The organism is Nocardia sp. CA-136227 (assembly GCF_050955695.1).
Lineage (GTDB): Bacteria > Actinomycetota > Actinomycetes > Mycobacteriales > Mycobacteriaceae > Nocardia.
This window is the reverse complement of record NZ_CP192081.1, coordinates 2,206,496-2,224,746: the sequence shown is the minus strand read 5'-3', so window position 1 is coordinate 2,224,746 and position 18,251 is coordinate 2,206,496. Positions and strand designations below refer to the sequence as shown.

General features: G+C 68.7%; 17 protein-coding genes. 14 read left to right on the top strand and 3 right to left on the bottom strand.

The genetic code is table 11. The features are described from left to right. Window positions 1–49: 49 nt before the first annotated feature. The gene (rsmD, locus tag ACQP06_RS09980; RefSeq protein ID WP_433671950.1) at window positions 50–613 is read right to left on the bottom strand and encodes a 16S rRNA (guanine(966)-N(2))-methyltransferase RsmD; all 564 of its coding nucleotides are present in this window, start codon (window positions 611–613) and stop codon (window positions 50–52) included. Beyond that, window positions 610–4,014: a pyruvate carboxylase gene (locus ACQP06_RS09975; protein ID WP_433671949.1), complete on the bottom strand. Its 3,405-nt coding sequence runs from the start codon at window positions 4,012–4,014 to the stop codon at window positions 610–612. The genes rsmD and ACQP06_RS09975 overlap by 4 nt, the downstream gene beginning before the upstream one ends. 322 nt (window positions 4,015–4,336) lie before the next feature. Here ACQP06_RS09975 and ACQP06_RS09970 point away from each other — a divergent pair, with 322 nt between their 5' ends. From ACQP06_RS09970 to ACQP06_RS09940, 7 genes are all read left to right on the top strand, one after another. Continuing rightward, window positions 4,337–5,524, top strand: coding sequence for a DUF7373 family lipoprotein (locus ACQP06_RS09970; protein ID WP_433671948.1), 1,188 nt, complete (start codon window positions 4,337–4,339; stop codon window positions 5,522–5,524). 4 nt (window positions 5,525–5,528) lie between these two features. Further along, window positions 5,529–6,773: a DUF7373 family lipoprotein gene (locus ACQP06_RS09965; protein ID WP_433671947.1), complete on the top strand. Its 1,245-nt coding sequence runs from the start codon at window positions 5,529–5,531 to the stop codon at window positions 6,771–6,773. 4 nt (window positions 6,774–6,777) lie between these two features. Beyond that, a complete protein-coding gene (locus ACQP06_RS09960) occupies window positions 6,778–7,968 on the top strand; it encodes a DUF7373 family lipoprotein (RefSeq protein ID WP_433671946.1) in 1,191 nt (396 codons plus the stop codon). 73 nt (window positions 7,969–8,041) lie between these two features. Next, window positions 8,042–9,553 carry a serine/threonine-protein kinase gene (locus tag ACQP06_RS09955; protein ID WP_433671945.1) on the top strand — a complete coding sequence of 504 codons (1,512 nt, stop codon included), beginning with the start codon at window positions 8,042–8,044 and terminating at the stop codon, window positions 9,551–9,553. Window positions 9,554–9,699: 146 nt separating this feature from the next. Next, window positions 9,700–10,239, top strand: a complete 540-nt coding sequence (locus tag ACQP06_RS09950) for a hypothetical protein (protein WP_433671944.1) — start codon at window positions 9,700–9,702, stop codon at window positions 10,237–10,239. A 192-nt stretch (window positions 10,240–10,431) separates the two neighbouring features. Beyond that, window positions 10,432–10,782, top strand: a complete 351-nt coding sequence (locus ACQP06_RS09945; protein ID WP_433671943.1) for a YbaB/EbfC family nucleoid-associated protein — start codon at window positions 10,432–10,434, stop codon at window positions 10,780–10,782. 121 nt (window positions 10,783–10,903) lie between these two features. Further along, window positions 10,904–11,449, top strand: a complete 546-nt coding sequence (locus tag ACQP06_RS09940) for a hypothetical protein (RefSeq protein WP_433671942.1) — start codon at window positions 10,904–10,906, stop codon at window positions 11,447–11,449. 18 nt (window positions 11,450–11,467) lie between these two features. On the opposite strand, the gene ACQP06_RS09935 is transcribed toward ACQP06_RS09940, so the two are convergent. Continuing rightward, complete coding sequence (locus tag ACQP06_RS09935; RefSeq protein ID WP_433671941.1) at window positions 11,468–12,379, bottom strand: helix-turn-helix domain-containing protein; 912 nt, start codon at window positions 12,377–12,379, stop codon at window positions 11,468–11,470. A gap of 107 nt (window positions 12,380–12,486) precedes the next feature. Here ACQP06_RS09935 and ACQP06_RS09930 point away from each other — a divergent pair, with 107 nt between their 5' ends. From ACQP06_RS09930 to ACQP06_RS09900, 7 genes are all read left to right on the top strand, one after another. Continuing rightward, window positions 12,487–13,701 (top strand): DUF445 domain-containing protein, encoded by a 1,215-nt coding sequence (locus ACQP06_RS09930; RefSeq protein WP_433671940.1) that lies wholly within the window; start codon window positions 12,487–12,489, stop codon window positions 13,699–13,701. 217 nt (window positions 13,702–13,918) lie between these two features. After that, window positions 13,919–15,340: a short-chain fatty acyl-CoA regulator family protein gene (locus tag ACQP06_RS09925; protein WP_433671939.1), complete on the top strand. Its 1,422-nt coding sequence runs from the start codon at window positions 13,919–13,921 to the stop codon at window positions 15,338–15,340. Between the two features lie 236 nt (window positions 15,341–15,576). Further along, complete coding sequence (locus tag ACQP06_RS09920; RefSeq protein WP_357097539.1) at window positions 15,577–15,969, top strand: hypothetical protein; 393 nt, start codon at window positions 15,577–15,579, stop codon at window positions 15,967–15,969. Beyond that, on the top strand, window positions 15,959–16,807 hold the full coding sequence (locus ACQP06_RS09915) for a hypothetical protein (protein ID WP_433671938.1): 849 nt from the start codon (window positions 15,959–15,961) through the stop codon (window positions 16,805–16,807). The genes ACQP06_RS09920 and ACQP06_RS09915 overlap by 11 nt, the downstream gene beginning before the upstream one ends. Before the next feature lie 95 nt (window positions 16,808–16,902). Further along, the gene (locus ACQP06_RS09910; RefSeq protein WP_433671937.1) at window positions 16,903–17,346 is read left to right on the top strand and encodes a roadblock/LC7 domain-containing protein; all 444 of its coding nucleotides are present in this window, start codon (window positions 16,903–16,905) and stop codon (window positions 17,344–17,346) included. Window positions 17,347–17,369: 23 nt separating this feature from the next. Continuing rightward, window positions 17,370–17,741, top strand: coding sequence for a hypothetical protein (locus ACQP06_RS09905; protein WP_357097545.1), 372 nt, complete (start codon window positions 17,370–17,372; stop codon window positions 17,739–17,741). A 251-nt stretch (window positions 17,742–17,992) separates the two neighbouring features. Next, window positions 17,993–18,214 (top strand): DUF397 domain-containing protein, encoded by a 222-nt coding sequence (locus tag ACQP06_RS09900; RefSeq protein ID WP_357097547.1) that lies wholly within the window; start codon window positions 17,993–17,995, stop codon window positions 18,212–18,214. Window positions 18,215–18,251: the final 37 nt, after the last annotated feature.

Here is an 18,251-nt window from a genome sequence, read left to right as displayed (position 1 = left end):
TATCGACCGCGACCGGGGCACACCCGCCGAAACAGCGAAAGCCCGTGTGTCAGTTGGCTCCGGCGAACTCGGCGAAGTCGAGGCGGGTCTCGCCGTAGGTGCGCGACTTCAGGGGTTCGAACCCGTCGGGCCAGACCACTTCGGGTGAGCGGGTGGAGCGTTCCACGACGATGAGCGCCTCGTTGTGCAACCACCCGTTCTCGGCCAGCGAGCGGAGGTCGGATTGCACGTCGGCGACGTCGAGGTCGTACGGCGGGTCCGAGAAGACCAGGTCGTAGCGTTCGGGGGCGGCACCCGAAAGCACCGAGCCGACGCTGTTCTGGCGGAGGTCGGCGCCGGGGAGGCCGAGGTCGCCGATATTGCCGCGGATGATGGCGGCGGCCTTGCGGTCCGCTTCGATCAGCAGGGCGTGGGAAGCGCCGCGGGACAGGGCTTCCAGGGCCAGGGCCCCCGAGCCCGCGTAGAGGTCGAGGACGTGCAGGCCGTCGAAATCCATGCGGGCGTGCAGGAAGCTGAAGAGGGCCTCGCGCACGCGGTCGGAGGTGGGGCGGGTGCCCGCCGGGGGGACGCGTAGGCGTCGGCCCCCGGCGGTACCTGCCACGATGCGGGTCATTCGGCGGCGGTCTCGTTCAGGTTCACGTCGACGAGCAGGTCGCCGCCCTCCACCTGCTGGACCTTGGCGATGGCGACGCGGCGCACCACGCCGCCGCGCGGGGCGGTGATGGCGGCTTCCATCTTCATGGCCTCGATGGTGCCGATGGTGTCACCCGCGGACACCGAATCGCCTTCGGAGACGGCCAGGGTCACCACACCGGCGAACGGGGCGGCGATGTGGCCGGCGTTGTTCCGGTCGGCCTTCTCCGCCGCCGGGATCTCGCTGGCGATGGAGCGGTCGCGCACCTGGATGGGGCGCAGCTGCCCGTTGAGGATGCACATGACCGAGCGCATGCCGCGCTCGTCGGGCTCGGAGATGGCTTCCAGGCCGATGAGCAGGGTGACGCCCTTGTCGAGCTGGACGTGGTGTTCCTCGTCGTGGCGCAGGCCGTAGAAGAACTGGTTGGCCGAGAGCCCGGTGGTGTCGCCGTACTTCTCGCGGTGGGCGATGAATTCGGCGGTGGGTCCGGGGAACAGCAGCCGGTTGAGGGTGGCGCGGCGTTCGGCGGAGGTTCCGTTCAGTCCGGCCTCGTCGGCGACGGTCAGCTGGGTTTCCGGCTTGGCGGGACCGCGGCCCTCGAGGGCGCGGCTGCGGAACGGCTCGGGCCAGCCACCGGCCGGGGTGCCGAGTTCGCCACGCAGGAAACCGATCACCGAGTCCGGGATGTCGTAGCGGGCCGGATCGGCGGCGAAGTCGTCGACGTCGACGCCGCTGCCGACCAGCGCCAGCGCCAGGTCGCCGACCACCTTGGAGGACGGGGTGACCTTGACCAGGCGGCCCAGCATCCGGTCCGCCGCGGCGTATTTCGCCTCGACCTCCTCGAACTGGTCGCCCAGGCCCAGCGCGATGGCCTGCTGGCGCAGGTTCGACAGCTGCCCGCCGGGGATCTCGTGGTGGTAGACGCGGCCCGTCGGGCCCGGCAGCCCGGACTCGAAGGGCGCGTACACCTTTCGCAGCGCTTCCCAGTACGGTTCGAGGTCGCACACGTTCTGCAGGTTCAGCCCGGTGTCGTAGGGCGAGTTCGCGGCCGCGGCGACGATGGCCGAGAGCGCGGGCTGCGAGGTGGTGCCCGCCATCGGCGCGGACGCGCCGTCCACGGCGTCGGCCCCGGCCTGCCAGGCGGCGAGGTAGGTGGCCAGCTGGCCGCCCGGGGTGTCGTGCGTGTGCACGTGCACCGGCAGGTCGAACTCCCGGCGCAGCGCCGTGACCAGGGTGGACGCGGCGGGTGCGCGCAGCAGGCCGGCCATGTCCTTGATGCCGATGACGTGCGCCCCGGCCTCGACGATCTGCTCGGCGAGCTTGAGGTAGTAGTCGAGGGTGTAGAGGTCCTCGTTCGGGTTGGACAGGTCGCCGGTGTAGGACAGCGCGACTTCGGCCAGGGCCGTGCCGGTTTCGCGGACGGCGTCGATGGCCGGGCGCATCTGGTCGACATTGTTGAGCGCGTCGAAGATGCGGAAGATGTCGATGCCGGTGGCGGTGGCCTCGGAAACGAAAGCGCGCGTGACCTTTTCGGGGTACGGCGTGTACCCGACGGTGTTGCGGCCGCGCAGCAGCATCTGCAGGTTGATGTTCGGCACGGCCTCGCGCAGCGCGGCGAGCCGCTCCCACGGGTCCTCGTAGAGGAAGCGCAGCGCCACGTCGTAGGTCGCGCCGCCCCAGCATTCGATGGACAGCAGCTCGGGCGTCATGCGCGCCACGTGCCCGGCCACGTCGAGCAGGCCGTTGGTGCGCACGCGGGTGGCGAGCAGCGACTGGTGCGCGTCACGGAAGGTGGTGTCGGTGACGGCCACGCCCTCCCGGTTGCGCAGCCACTGCGAGAAGCCTTCGGGGCCGAGCTCGAGCAGCCGCTGCCGCGAGCCCGCCGGCGGCGGCACGGTCAGGTCGAGGGCGGGCAGCTTGTCGTGCGGGTACACCTTGGTCGGCCGTGAGCCGTGCGGCTTGTTCACGGTGATGTCGGCCAGGTAGTTGAGGATCTTGGTGCCGCGGTCGGCGGAGCTCTTCAGCGTGAGCAGCTGCGGCCGCTCGTCGATGAACGAGGTGGTGACCCGGCCCGCCCGGAAGTCCGGGTCGTCGAGCACCGCCATCAGGAACGGGATGTTGGTCGTCACGCCGCGGATGCGGAATTCGGCGACCGCGCGGCGGGCCCGCGCCACCGCGGCGTTGAAGTCGCGGCCGCGGCAGGTCAGCTTGACCAGCATGGAGTCGAAGTAGGCGCCGACCTCCGCGCCGACGTTCGCGCCACCGTCGAGGCGCACGCCCGCGCCGCCCGGGGAGCGGTAGCCGGTGATGCGGCCGGTGTCGGGGCGGAACCCGTTGGCCGGGTCCTCGGTGGTGATGCGGCACTGCAGGGCGGCGCCGCGAATGTGGATGGCGTCCTGGCTCAGGCCTAGATCCGCGAGGCTCTCCCCCGCCGCGATGCGCAGCTGCGACTGCACCAGGTCGACGTCGGTGATCTCCTCGGTCACCGTGTGCTCGACCTGGATGCGCGGGTTCATCTCGATGAAGACGTGGTTGCCGCGCTCGTCGAGCAGGAACTCCACGGTGCCCGCGCAGGAGTAGCCGATCTGCTTGGCGAAGGCCACGGCGTCGGCGCAAATGCGGTCGCGCAGTGCGGGATCCAGGTTCGGGGCGGGCGCGAGCTCGATCACCTTCTGGTGGCGACGCTGCAGCGAGCAGTCGCGCTCGTAGAGGTGGATGACATTGCCCTGCTGGTCGGCGAGGATCTGCACCTCGATGTGGCGGGGGTTGACCACCGCCTGCTCGAGGAACACCGTCGCGTCGCCGAACGCGGATTCGGCCTCGCGCGCGGCGGCCTCGATGGACTCGCGCAGCTGGGCCGGGTCCGCGACGCGGCGCATACCGCGACCGCCGCCACCGGCGACGGCCTTCACGAACAGCGGGAACTCCATCGACTCCGCGGCCGTCATCAGCGCGTCCACATCGGCGGACGGTTCGCTGGACCGCAGCACCGGCAGTCCGGCGGCCTTGGCCGCGGCGATGGCGCGGGCCTTGTTGCCGGTCAGTTCGAGGACCGAGGCGGCCGGGCCGATGAAGGTGATCCCCTCACGGGCGCAGGCGGCGGCCAGGTCCGGGTTCTCCGACAGGAAGCCGTACCCGGGGTAGATGGCGTCCGCGCCCGCGCTCTTGGCGGCCTCGATGATGCCCTCGACCGACAGGTACGCGCGGACCGGGTGACCGGGCTCACCGATCTGGTACGCCTCGTCGGCCTTGAGCCGGTGCACGGAGTTGCGGTCCTCGTACGGAAAAACCGCGACGGTACCGATGCCGAGTTCGTAGGCCGCGCGGAAGGCGCGAATGGCGATCTCGCCGCGGTTGGCGACCAGGACTTTGGAGAACATGCGTAGAAGGTACCTGCCCGGGGATACGGATCGGGCATCGAAGTCCCGTTCGGTGCAATCTTCACAGGCCGGACTCTCCGCTTGCGAATTTGTGTTAATCACCGCGATACATGCCTGCCGGTGAGGGTTACGCGCCTCCGACCACGGAATTCGCCGCCGTGCTAACGGAGACCGGCCCGGAAGCGGCCGGGCGAGGCGCGCGGACCGAGACGTCACGGTGCCCGGATTGCCGCGCGATCGTGTCCGAGACCACACCCGGCGCGTCCGAAGGCGCGCGAGAAGTCTTGAGCGACGGTAAAATCCGCCCCGGGAGGAGGGGACGGTGAGACTGTTCGCGGCGTTGATGGGCCTCGCGATGACGCTCGCGGCCGGAACCGGCTGCGCGAGCAGCGTTCCCGGCCACGCGGTGCGGCAGCCGACCGACCCCGCGAGCCTGGAGGTCGGCAACTACCAAACCACGCCGCGCACGGTGGGAAATGCCAAGACCGGCAAGCAATCCCGGATCCGGGAGTCGCAGCGGCTGTCGGACTACGTGGCGCTGCCGTTCGAGGCCGACCACGACTACGCCTACGAGTGCTCGAACGATGTCCGCCCGCACGTCGTCACCAACCACAAGGGCCTGGGCAATATCGTCATCAACGACACCTTCGACGAGGTCGCCCACGATCTGCGCGGTGGCTGGGTCACCACCTGGTGCACCGGCGAGAGCAGGGAGGAGAAGCACCGCAGGCTCAGCATCGCGGTGCTGGAACTGCCCGACGCCGGGCGCGCCGCGGCGGTGGGTCCGGTGCTCGAACACGACGACTTCACCTACAACAATGGCAATCAACCGGTGACGCTGGCCAAATACCCTGCGAGCACCGCGCATTGGCGGCCTAACGTGGCGTCGCTGGGCTCGTGGACGGTGCGCGACCGCTACGTCGTGTACATCAAGCTGGTGGACGAGCTGGCCGCCGCGCCGGATCTGGCGGATCTGAGCGCGCGCACCGAACGCATGCTCGACGTGGCGCTGCCGCTGCTCGACAAGTTCCAGCCCACGCCGGCCGACCAGTTCGAGCACATTCCGCTCGACCCGGACGGCATTCTCGGCCGCACCCTGCCGACGAATCCGGAACTGCCGCTGCGCCCGGACCCGGACGGGGTGTACACCGGCCGCGGCTCGTTGCAGAGTCTCGACGGCACGGACCTGGAGTTCCTCACCATCGGCGATGTCGATCTGGTCGGCTACGGCGACGCGCTGGTGTTCCACAGCCGCACCGGCGCGGCGGCACGCGCCCTGTGGGACAAGTGGAATCCGGCCAACGAACCCTCCGACAAGCATCGGGCCATCGACCCGCCGCCGCGTTTCCCGGGCGATATCGGCTGCTTCGCGGATCTGGAGAACGGGCGGGTCATGTTCCACCAGTGCACCTTCCACGTGGACAAGTACACCGTGCAGGTCGGCGCGTCCAACCTGGCCGAGCTATATCAGAAGACGGCCGCGCAGTACGTGCTGTTGACGAGCGGGTGACCGGATGAGACGACTGCGGACAGTGGCGTTGGCGGTGGCCGCCGTGGCGGTCCTCGGCGCGGGGTACGCGGTCGGGTCGTGGCCGGTGTCCGGACACGCGGTGCCCGGCATGACCGCGGCCGATCTGCCGAAACTGAAGGTCGGGCCCTATCCGTCGGCCCCGGCGGAATTCGTGCCGTTCTACGGCACGGTCGCCGACGCGTACGCGATCGAATCGCGGCGCATGATGTCGTATCTGGCCGGACCCGACCGCATCGATCCCGACGTCCGGTATCTGGGCGGGGCCCGGCTGCTGAGCAGCTCCGGCGGCGACTTCGACGACGACAACGGGCCGTTCCCGAAGAACTGGCAGCCGGTCGCGGAACGCAATCGGCTCATCGCGGGCGCCTACATCTGGCGCAACAACGACAGTGTGCGGGCCCGCAAGCACATCACCCTCGCCATCCAGCGCTTCCCGACCGAGCAGGCCGCCCGCGCGGCCGTCGACGGGTACTGGGAGGCGTTGAACGACCCTGGGCGGCACCCGATTCCGATCGACACCGCCGATCTGCCCGCCGACACCCACGACAGTGTGCGGGCCTCCTCCCGCACCGACGAGAAGGGCGAGGTGGTCGCGGCGCGCGGCGTGTACGTGATCATCGGCCACGCCGTGATCCCGCAGAACGATCCGGCGGCGCTCGGCACCCGGCTGCGGGACATGCTGCGCGCCCAGCTCACCGCGATGGCGGACCTGAAACCCACACCGCTCGAGGATCTTCCGGACCTGCCCGGCAATCCGGACAAGATCCTGGATCTGACGCTGCCCAATCAGTACGACAGCTCGGACTCCGACCAATACGGGGGTCGCGGCCGGGGCGGGGTCTACACGCCCGCGGGCGCACTGCATTTCGAGCGCGACACCGCGGTGGCGCGGCCCGCGTTCGAGGCGGCCGGGGTGGATCTGGTGGCGCGCAACGGGGCGACCGTGTACCGCACCCGGGATCTGAAGGCGGCCTTCGGTCTACAGACCGCGCTGACCCGGCTGGGCCGCGACGACGACGAGGTCCCGAACCCCGCGGGCATCACCGACGCGCACTGCGTGCGGCTCGACGAACCCGAGCCGATCCGCGACGCCACCTATCTGTGCGCGGTGGTCTACGGCCGGTACGTGGCGGTGATCGGGGCGCAGGCCCGGTTCAGTGGCGGCGCGCCCGCCTCGTTCGAGCAGCGGGTGTCGGCGCAGTATTCGATGCTGGCCAGGAGCGGATAGCGCCATGAGGATCGCACGATCGAGCACCCGGCTGCTGGCGTTGACGGTGGCGGCCGTGCTGGCCGGCGGCTGCGGGTCCGGCCCGACCGACCCCGCCGCGCCCGCGTCGCCCGCCGCGACCGTCGATGTGTCGCAATTGGATCCGGGGAACTATCCGGTGGTGCCGCGGCAGATCACCACCATGAAGCCCGACATCAGCGTCGCGGACGTGGTGCAGGAGGCGATCCGGCTGGGCGAGCACGTCCCGCTGCCGCTGGAGATCGACGAGCGACTGGGGTACGGGTCCGCCGGGCCGGCGATCACCGCGGACTATCCGCCGATGGGGATCGACGGCTTCAACGATCGCGCCCCCGGGCTGGTCGCGGGCTGGCAGACCGGGGGCCGGCATCGGTACGACACCACGCTCGGGCTGAGCGTGCATATCACCGTGCTGCGCTTCGGCAAACCCGCGCAGGCCGCGACGGCCGCGGATTTCCTTGCCTCGCAGGCGAGTCCGGAGTATCCGGACAAGGGGCCGGTGCAGATCCCCGGCTATCCGGCCGCGCGGGCCGCGCTCACCTCCCTCGAATCGGTGCGGGCCCTGTACCCGCAGGGCGAGTACCTGTACCGGCTGTACGTCGAGGACGACCTGACCGTGCCTGACGGTCCCGCCCTCCTGATCGACGTGGCGAAGCGGATGCTGGACAAGGCCATCGAATCGATGCGGGACTATCGTCCCACCCCGCCCGACCAGCTGGCGGGCCTGTTCAGCGACCCCGACGACCTGCTCAGTCGCGTGCTGCCCGCGGGCAAGGGCCAGTCCCGGGCGAGCGAGGGACTGTACGGCCCGCACGCCGCCCTCAGCCACGACGATCGACCGGTCGCCTCCCGCCGCGCGTACGCCGACGCCGGAATCGACGTGATGGCCAGTTCGCTCAGCAATATCTACCGGACGAAGGACGACGCGGCCGCCCAGCGCTTCATCGCCGCCTTCGTCGACGAATTGCTCGACCGCTACAAGCCCGTAGACCCGCCACCCGGCCTGGCGACGGCCCGCTGCCTGCAGTTGAAGGACGTGAAGTACGCCATCGGCGCGAAGTTCATGTGCTACCTGCCCTACCAGCGCTACGTGGCCGAGGTGTCCGCCGACCAGTCCCAGGATCTGCGCCAACGGCTTTCGGCCCAGTACAAGCTGCTCGCGTACGGGCACATCTGAGCCCGGACGGGCATCGTGAAGGTTGCTACATTCGACAAGGCCGGAATCCCGGCCGCGCGCTAGGAGGATGCGAATGCCGTTGCGGCCCGGCACTGTTGTGGGCGGACATCGGATAATCCGGGTGCTGGGCAGTGGCGGGATGGGGACCGTCTATCTGGTGCAGGATCCCATGTTTCCGGGGCGGCTCGACGCACTGAAGGTGCTCAGCAACGACCTATCTCACGACGAGGTGTATCGGGCGCGGTTCGCGCGCGAGGCGAATCTCGCTGCGGAAATGGATCATCCGAACATCGTGACGGTCTACGCGCGCGGTGAGGAGGACGGGCGGCTGTGGATCGCGATGCAGTACGTCCCCGGCACCGACGCCTCCGTGGAGTTGAAACAGCATCCCGAGGGGATGACGCCGCAGCGGGCGTTGCGCATCGTCACCGAGGTGGGCAAGGCCCTGGATTACGCGCATCGGCGCGGGCTGCTGCACCGGGATGTGAAGCCCGCCAACTTCCTGCTCTCCCGCGACGAGGACGCGCATCCGGGCGAGGAACGGGTGCTGCTCACCGACTTCGGCGTCGCCAAGTCGGTGACCGACGGCCGCGAACTCACCGCCACCGACGCCATGATGGCGACCCTCGCCTACGCGGCCCCCGAACGGCTGGTCGCCGGGCCGCTGGATCATCGCGGCGATATCTACAGTCTCGGCTGCGCTTTCGTGAAGCTGCTCACCGGGCGCACGCCGTTCCCGGTGAATTCCATCGCCCAGGCGACGCTGGGTCACCTCCAGGATCCGCCGCCCGCGCTGGGCACGCTGCGCGCCGATCTGCCGCCCGCGCTGGACGCGGTGATCGCGAAGGTGCTGGCCAAGGATCCCGACGGCCGCTACGCCACCTGCCGGGACTTCACCGAGGACGCCGCGCTCGCCTTGCAGGGCCGGATGCCCTCCGCGCCGCCGATCGTCGAGAGCGAACGGCCGACCGAGCGGATCACCCGGCCGCAGCCGATCCACTCGGGGACCCGCGGCTCCCGCACCACCCGCTGGCGTGCCCTCGCGGTGGCGGCGGCCGTTGCGCTGCTGGGTGTTTCCGGCACCGCGGTCTACCTGGCCACGCACCAGGATTCCGGCGGCGACACCGTCACTCAGACCACCTCCACACCCAGTGATTCCCCGGCCCAGGTCCGCGCCGCGCATCCGTCGTTCCTCAACAAGACGGTGGCCGCCTACAACCTCGGCGACAGTTCGCTGTCCGTCGACCTGGATTCGAGCGAGCAGGCGAAGTTCCTGCAGGACATCGGCTTCCGCTACGCGACCGACTTCCGCGCCAAGCCCGACGAGACGTCCCCGCGCCCGTTGTCCGCGTCCGGCGAGACGGTCCCCGACGTCGACCTGGTCATCATCGTGCGCACCGACAAGCAGGCGGGCAATGGCGGCCTGCGTGGCCTGCCGAGTTCCTTCCTGTCCTCCAGCCTCACCCACGCCCGCCTGGTCATCGTCGACGACCCGGCCACCGCCCAGGCCTTCCAGACCTGGACCCCGAATTCCACGGATGTCGCGATAGCGAAGATCGTCCCCGCCATCGCCAAGGTGCTCTGACCCCTCTCCATACCGCTTCCCGGAAGTCACTGCGCGCCAGCGTGATCCGCGTCTCACGCAGCGTTGGGCGTCCAGGCGCAACTGCGCCACTCCGGTTGGCGGGCCCCCGCCATCCTGTTACGCTCCGCCCCGAACAGGAGGTCGTGGTGCTCGGAAGACGGTGGGGGATCCTCCGATACCTGCTGGTCGCAGTCGTATTCGCGCTGGCGGGTTGCGGTTCGTCCCCGGCCTCCCAATCCGACCCCGGCTCAACGCCTTCCGCCCACTCCAACCGTGACGTGTGCACCCGCATGCTCGACTTCTTCCACACCACCCTGGGCGTCCCCGAAGCCCAGGTAGCCGAACTCAGCCAGGGCACCATCAACGCCACCATCGGCATGAACGGCTCCTGCTACCTCAACCTGAAGCCCCGAGCCCCCTACGTGGCCTGGCTGACCCTCCGCAATATGCGCAAACCAGACCACACCGACCCCGAGGGCGGCCGCTACCACCGCCTCGACGGCTTCGACGAAGAAGTCTGGCGCTCCGCCGACGACTCCTTCCTCACCCGCATCGGCACCTGGGAAGGCATGATCGCGATCGACGACAAGATCGCCGCCACCAGCTCGGTCCCCCTGAAGATGACCGACGCCAAAGTCCGCGACACCATCACCTTCCTGATCGCCACCACCCGCGAACTCCAATAGCGCCACGCACCGACAGCGCCGCTACCGGCACTGCGCGGCGTAGCCGCCGAGGTGTTCCAAGGTCCGCCCGCCGGGCACGCCATCGTTCGCGCGCCCCACTGACGCCATGAAATCGTTCGGTAGAGTTGCGATTCAGCCGGGGGGAGGTCGCCTGGCCGACGATTCAGCTGAATGAAGGGTAGGGGCAGCAACGTGGACGAGCGGGGCGCACGAGCCGCGAAGATCGACAAAGCGATCGGGGAGGCGAGGGCGCGAGCGCGGGCCGAAGACCGCACCATGGCGATCGAGGTGGACGCGTGGGGGCAGATCACTCAGATCAAGTTGTCCCCGCATGCGGTCAGCGAAGGCACCGAACTGCTCGAAGCGGAAATCGTCAGACAGTACCGTTTGGCGCGGTTGGATGCGGAAACACAAGCGAACAAGGTCTATCAGGACATTGTTCGGGAGGAGACGAAAGCAACCGCCCCGGTCCGGCCGGAACCCGAATGGTCCGACGACGAGAACGGCCAGCCGTACCGCCTGTCGTCCAACCTCTACACGTGATCGCCGAGGACTCCCATGACAATCCCCGTTGATACCGGGAAGATTCGAGCCTTGGCCAATGTCGTCGCGCAGTGCGGCACCGAGGGCGCGGAGATTCCACTGCCGGGGGTGAAGTGATCCGGTGAAGGCGAAAACCATAGGACTACTGGCCGTGGCGCTTCCCTTGGCGGTGGCATGTGGGGGCGCGGAGACGCGGAGTTCTCCGCAGGCGACGTGCACGGTGACTCATCAGCTCGGTGTCGAGGCGACGAAACAGACTGAGGCGGGCGGGCGTTTCGATGCGGCGCTCGCGGGAGCCGGGCGGGATGGGCAACCGGTGGCGATGATCGACATCACCCGGTCGGCCGGTTGGGCCGATGACTGGGATCGTCTGACCGAGGTGCGGGCGGGTTCCACGGATGAGCAGATCAACCAGCGGGCTCACACGACTGGGCACTGCTGGCAGGGGACCGGGCGCAGCGGGGCCGGGAATGGAAATGCGAGTGAGGGACCGCCGTCCGGCTACTACATCTTCACCAAGGACGACGGCGTCGGCGGGGCGGAGTTCGTTCACGCTGTGCGCTGGTACGGGGACAAGCTTCAGTTGAAGATGGGCGGTCGCGAGGTCCTGGTGCCCGACACCGTGATGGCTCGCACCGGCAACGGATACCTGCTCCCGACGCCGTAGTCCGCGCGCCCCAGCGGTTCAGGAAGGCAATCGGTGGGTTCGGGAGGGGATGGATTCGAGGCCGTCGCCGATGCGGCGGGCGGCGGCGGAGAGTTCGGCGAGGTAGTGGCGGCGTTCTTGGCGTGTGACGTCGGGGCGGAGGGGGCCGATCTGGAGTTCCATGACGGCGTGGCCGCTGTCGTCGAAGACGGGGGCGCTCATGTAGCTGAGGGGGAGGGTGGCGTCGGAGTCGAAGGTGGGCTGGTCGTAGGCGCTGCCGCCGAAAGTGGCCAGCTGGGCCAGGACTCGGCCGCGGAGGTCCTTGTCGCCGGGGTGTTCGGCCAGGTGGGTGGCCACGTCGGAGAGGACTCGGAGGCCGGGGAGGCTGTCGGGTTCCAGGCGCCAGGCGCAGTAGCCGGCGGTGCGGAGGGTGTCGAGGACGGCGCGATATTCGTCACGTCGTTCGGTGCCGCGGGTGTCGAGCCAGTCGCGTTGGCGGGCCTTGCCGGTGTGGGCGATGATCGCGGCGCCGGCGGGAGCCAGGAGGGGGATGCGGACGCCGGATTCCATGCCGACGGTGAGGCGGTCGCGGGTGACCGCGACGAATTTGAGGTGGCCGCCGCTGAGCGCGGTGAGGGCGGCACCGCAATTCACGCGGTCAGCCAGTTCCTCCAATTCGCGCTCCAACCAGGCACGATCGTGACGGCTCGCGGCGGCGCGGGCACCGATGGCGGCGAGGCGGCCGCCCAGTTCGTAGCTGAGGTCGGGGAGGCGGCGGACCCAGCCGCGGTCGGCCAGGGCGGCCAGGATGGAGCCCGCGGTGGAGCGGTTCAGGCCGAGGGTGTCGGCGATCTCGGCGGCGGTGAGCGAGTCGCGTTGGGCGGCGAGCAGTTCCACGATGGCCACCACACGCTGGGTGGGGGGCGAACTCTCGGTCTTGCCTGTGGGCACCACGGTCTCCTAGCCTGAGCCGCGGCACAAATAGCCGTACGGCTGGGTACGAATAGTCGCATCGAGGAGCAGGGCATGGCAACCAGGGCACAGGGGCCGAGCGGGTCGTGATCGCGGATTTCGCCGACCACTGGCTGCTGTACTGTTCCATCCCGCTCGTCGCGGCGCTCATCGGCTGGGTGACCAAGATCGTCGCTGTGCAGATGCTCATGAAACCGCTCGAGTTCAAGGGCATCCCGCCGTGGCTGGGCTGGCAGGGCGTCATCCCCCGCTCCGCGCCGCGCATGGCCACCATCGCGGTGGACCTCATGTTCGGCAAGCTGATCGATCCGCAGGACATCATCGCCCGCATCGACATCGGCGAACTCACCACGCGCCTGCGCGAACCCCTCGACGCGGGCGTCGACTACATGGTGCGCGCCATGATGATGAAGCATCAGCCGCGGCTGTGGGTGAACATGCCCGAGTCCGCGCAACGCGCCATCATCGAACGCGCGCAACGAGATCTGCCGCAATTGATCGAGGACATCGTCTTCGACCTGCGCACCAATATCGACCAGGTGATGGACCTGCGCGGCATGGCCATCAACGCCCTGGTCGACGACAAGTCGCTGCTGGTGGAGATGGTGCGCCGGGTCGGCAACAACGAGCTGCGCTTCATCGTGCGCTCCGGGCTGATCTTCGGCACCGTGCTGGGTTTCGTGCAGATGTTCACCTGGTCGCTGACGCACAATCCGTTGCTCATGCCCGCGTTCGGCGGTTTCACCGGCCTGCTCACCGACTGGCTGGCGCTGCAGATGATCTTCCGCCCGATCCGTCCGGTCGGTATCGGCCCGTTCAAATGGCAGGGCCTGTTCCACAAGCGCCGCGAGCAGGTCTGCACCGACTACGGCGACCTGATCGCCACCGAGATCCTCACCCCCGCACGCATTCTCGAGGCCGTCCTCAATGGCGAACGAGCCGACCGGTTGGCATCCCTGCTGAGCCGCCACGTCAGCGAGTTCCTGGAACTACAGACCGGCCCGGCCCGCCCGCTGGTCATGATGGTCGCCGGCGACAGCTACACCGCCATCGAACGCGACGCGGTCACCTTCGTCCTCGACCACGTCAAGGCCGCCGCCCACTCCGGGTTCGACCAGCACGCCATCGAGGCCCTCGATGTCCGCAGTCTGGTCATCGAGAAGACCAAGCAGTTGTCCGACGACGAGTACGAGGGCCTGCTGCGACCCGCCTTCAAACAGGACGAGTGGAAGCTGGTCGCGATCGGCGCGGTGCTCGGATTCCTGGTCGGCGAACTCCAGGTTCACCTGATTCTGGGGTGAGCCCGCCGATTTCGGGGCACATTCCGACCGCCGTTCCAGCCCGTCGGCGTGGCGTTGGTCGTACGATGGGCACTCGCGCGTAAAACCGCCGGTAGTCTCGAATTCGCATGCTACGCATGCTGGACGGCACGGTGAAGTACCACGCAGTGTCTGCGAAATCACCGCGAGTCTCCTCAAATTGCGATGTTTGCGAAGCCGAATCGGTAGCATCCCCCACGTGCGCAAGATGTATGCGGGGGCCCGACTACGGCGGTTGCGCGAGGAACGGCGGATGACCCAGGCGGCCTTGGCCAAATCCCTGGACCTGTCGCCCAGCTACCTCAACCAGCTCGAGCGTGATCAGCGACCGCTCACGATTCCCGTGCTGCTCAAACTGAATTCCACCTTCGACCTGGACGTGCAGTTCTTCGCCGCGGACTCCGACGCGCGACTGGTCTCGGACCTGCACGAGATCCTGGTGGAGGCCGCGGGCGGCAATGCCGCGCCGGTGGCCGAGGTCGAGGATCTGGCCACCCGCATGCCCGAGGTCGCGAAAATCGTTGTGGCCATGCATCGCCGACTACGGGCCGCGACCGACCAGCTGGATCTTCTGTCCTCCAAGGTGGCCACCCCCGCCGGCACACCCGGCGTCGCGATGCCCTACGAGGACGTGCGCGACTTCTTCTACGACCACCACAATCACATCGCCCAGCTGGATCTGGCCGCCGAGCGGCTGTTCGAGGAGAGCGGGCTGACCATCGGCTCGCTCGACCGCCAGCTGGCGCGGGTGGCCGAGGAACGCGCGGGCGTCACCGTCCTGGTCCGCGGCGACGGGGCCGACCCGAACATCCCCAAGCGCCACTACGAACCCGAGACCCGCACCCTCACCCTGGCCCGCCGGCTGCGGCCCGGCCAGCGCGCCTTCCAGATCGCCGCCACCCTGGCCTTCCTGCTGCACGGCGCCCTGCTCGACGAGGTGCTCGACGAAAACCCCGCCCTCAGCGGCGAATCCCGCACACTGGCCCGGATCGGGCTGGCCAACTACTTCGCGGGCGCGCTGATCCTGCCCTACGGCAAGTTCCTGCGCTCGGCCGAGGAACTGCACTACGACATCGACCTGCTGGGCCTGCGCTTCGAGGTCGGCTTCGAGACCGTCTGCCACCGCCTGGCCACGCTGCAACGCCAGGGGCAGCGCGGGGTGCCGTTCTTCCTGATCCGCAGCGACCGGGCGGGCAATATCTCGAAACGCCAGTCCGCCACCGCCTTCCACTTCTCCCGGGTGGGCGGCAGCTGCCCGCTGTGGGTGGTGCACGAGGCGTTCGACCAGCCCGGCCGGATGCTGTCGCAGGTGGCGTCCATGCCCGACGGGCGGCGCTACCTGTGGGTGGCCCGCACCACCGCGCCCACGCCGAGCGGGTTCGGCGGCGCCGGAGGCGAATTCGCCATCGGACTGGGCTGCGATATCGAATACGCGGACCGCCTGGTCTATTCACGCGGCCTGGAGATCGAGGATCCCGCCGCGGCGATACCCATCGGAGCGGGCTGCAAGGTGTGCGAGCGCCCGTCCTGCGCCCAGCGCGCCTTCCCGCAGATCGGGCGGCCGCTGGCGATCGACGAGCACACCAGTTCGGATCTGCCGTACCCCCGTCTGCCCCACTGAGGCCGGTGAGCCGGAAGTGGGGCTTGCATCATGCTTGCCCTCATCCATTTTGGATATCCATTTCGCCCGATTGCATCAAATACCGAAAGGTATTAATACTGTCTAGTATTCTTGATCGCGCACCTGGAAAATCATGAGTTACCCGGATTAATCCGGCGTTTGCTCCCCATCTCCCGCGCATCCTGTGTAGCGTCTGGATTCGCTCGAAGATTTCTCGGAACAAGCGGTGGGCGGCAGTGATCGGTATCGACGGATGCCTCAAACGCATCATGGACATTCCCGGTGCGTGCAGCGTCACCCTCGTGGACGGCGCGAGCGGGCTGGCCATCGCCGCCGCCGGTCGCCACGACGTCGTCGATCAACACGAAGACGCAGCTGCCGCAACCGATGTCGTGCGCTCGGTGCTCACCTCCCCGGCCATGGCCACCGGCCGCCCCGGCGACGACATCACCGAGATCATCGTGTGCGGAACCGGCGGATATCACCTGCTGAATTTGATCGACGGCGATTTCGACGGACGGCTTTTCGTGCACGTTCTCTTCGACGGCGACACCGGAAATCTCGCCATGGCCCGATACCAGCTGCGGATTATTCTCGCCGAATTCTCCGAGGATGATCATGGACAGTGAACTCGTCATCGAACTGCGGCGACTGGAACAGCAACGCGGCACCGGCGTGCTCACCGTGGGCGATGGCGCATTTCATCTCGTCGAGGGCGCGATCGTGGCCGCCGATTGCCGGCGCACCACCGGACTCGATCGCCTGGCGATAACCGCCGGGCTCACCGACGCCGAGGGCTGGCGCCGCGCCCGGTCCGGAACCCCCGACCAGCTACCGACCGGCCCGCGGCTGGAAACCCTTGCGCTGCTGTCGGTCTTCGACGCCGCCTACCTGCTGCTGGCCGCACCCGCCCGGGTGGAGTTCCGGGAAGGGCCGGCGCACTGGCTGGCCCACGCCTGCCGGATCACCCCGGGCGCGCTGATCCACGAATGCGCCCGCCGCGGCGACCCGACCGCCGGCGTATGGCCGGTGGAGCTGGTGGATCGCGTCGCCGTGGTCCCGGTACGACGGGTGCAGCGACGGCGGGTGGTGCTCACCGGCGGCCAGGCGGAGGTGCTCGCCGCGGTCGACGCCCGCCGCAGCATCACCGGGCTCGCCGAGGATCTGGGCCGCACCACCTACGGCTGCCTGCTCGCGGTGCGCGAACTCACCGCGGCGGGGCTGATCGAGGCGCCGGTCATGGTGGCCCTGGCCGACCACATCTGCGCCGCCATCGAGCCGGACCGGCCACCGGCCGAACGATCCGCCGCAGCTCCGGACGAGAACTCCGCGGCGGCAACGAATTCCGCCCCGCCGCTGCGCCGCCGGGTGCGGCAGGCCGCGGCGGTCGCCGTCCCCGACCGCTGGGAACCGCCCGACCGGGACGTCCTCATCCGGCTACGGGCGGCACTGGAGGAACTGGCATGACCGCGAACGGATAGGGAGGCGGCCTTGGAGGAGCTCGCGTGACCGCGCGGCGAAGGCGGCTCGGCGAATTGATAGGAAGGTTGACCAAAGTGGCGATGTCCGGCCCAGAACCGAACACGCAGGTACTCAGGGAGCTGAAGGCGCTGCGGGACCGGGTGCCGCAGTTGACCGGCACGCTGGTGGCATCCACCGACGGGCTGCTCATCGCACACGATCTGCCCGCGCACATCGAGCCGGCGGGCATGGCGGCGCTCACCGCCGCACAGCTCTCGCTCTCGCACCGGCTCGCGTCGACCGCACACGGCGGCGGCTTCCACGAGGTGGTGGTGCACGGCGAGAGCGGCGACGTCGTCATCTACGCCGTGGGCTGGACCGCCTCGCTCACCGTTCTCGCCGGGCCCGGCACGAATATCGGCCGCGTGCACCTGGAATCGCGGCCCACCGCCCGAGCCATCGCCGACCAGCTCGCGGCCGTCACCGGCGACGCCGATCCCGCCGCCGCGCTGCCGCCCGGAACACAGACTTCGAACCCCAAGTGAAACACCGATTGAAAGGAAACCCCATGTCCAACATGGATATCGCACTGAAGGACATGATGGTGATCGACGGCGCGATCGGCGCGGCCGTGGTCGACTACAACAGCGGCATGGCGCTCGGCATGCTCGGCAGCTCCAAGGCGCTGGATCTGCAGGTCGCCGCCGCGGGCAACACCGAGGTGGTGCGGGCCAAGATGCGCACCATCGACCAGCTCGCCATCAAGGAGGAGATCGAGGACGTCCTCATCACCCTGAGCAGCCAGTATCACATCATCAGGCCGATGACCGGACGGAAATCCAAGGGCCTGTTCCTGTATCTGGCGCTCGACCGCGCCCGGGCCAACCTGGCCATGGCGCGCCACCGCCTCAAGGGCATCGAGGAAGACCTCGAGGTGTGACCCGTTCCGCGCCGAACCCGGGTGCCCGTACGGGCGAATTCGCCGAATCCCCGTACGGGCGAACACCATTGTGAATCCCCATGACGGGTCACCATTTTGACAGCCGATACCGGGCACACTTCCAGCACCGAGCCGGTAGTGTGAACCGCGTCAGCCGATGCCAGACGGCGTTGTCCCGCATCGAGGACCCCGGCTGCTCTTCTTCGCCTCGCGTCCGAACCCGACTGTGAAAGGACGAAGGGAACCCGCTCATGACTACCAAGGCAGATCTGCCGGACGGACTGCAGATGCGGACCAGCACCGTCGGCGGTGCCAACGGCAGCTGCGTGCAGGTCGGCTACTGGCCCGGCCGCGGCATCGTGGTCGCCCACAGCAAGGAGGGTAGCAACGGCGCGGTGCTGCTCTTCACCGTGCGCGAGTGGGAATCCTTCATCGAGGGCGTCAAGGCCGACGAATTCCCCGCCGCCGTTTAGCCCGGCGAATGGGACGTCCACGCCACGAACGGGTTAG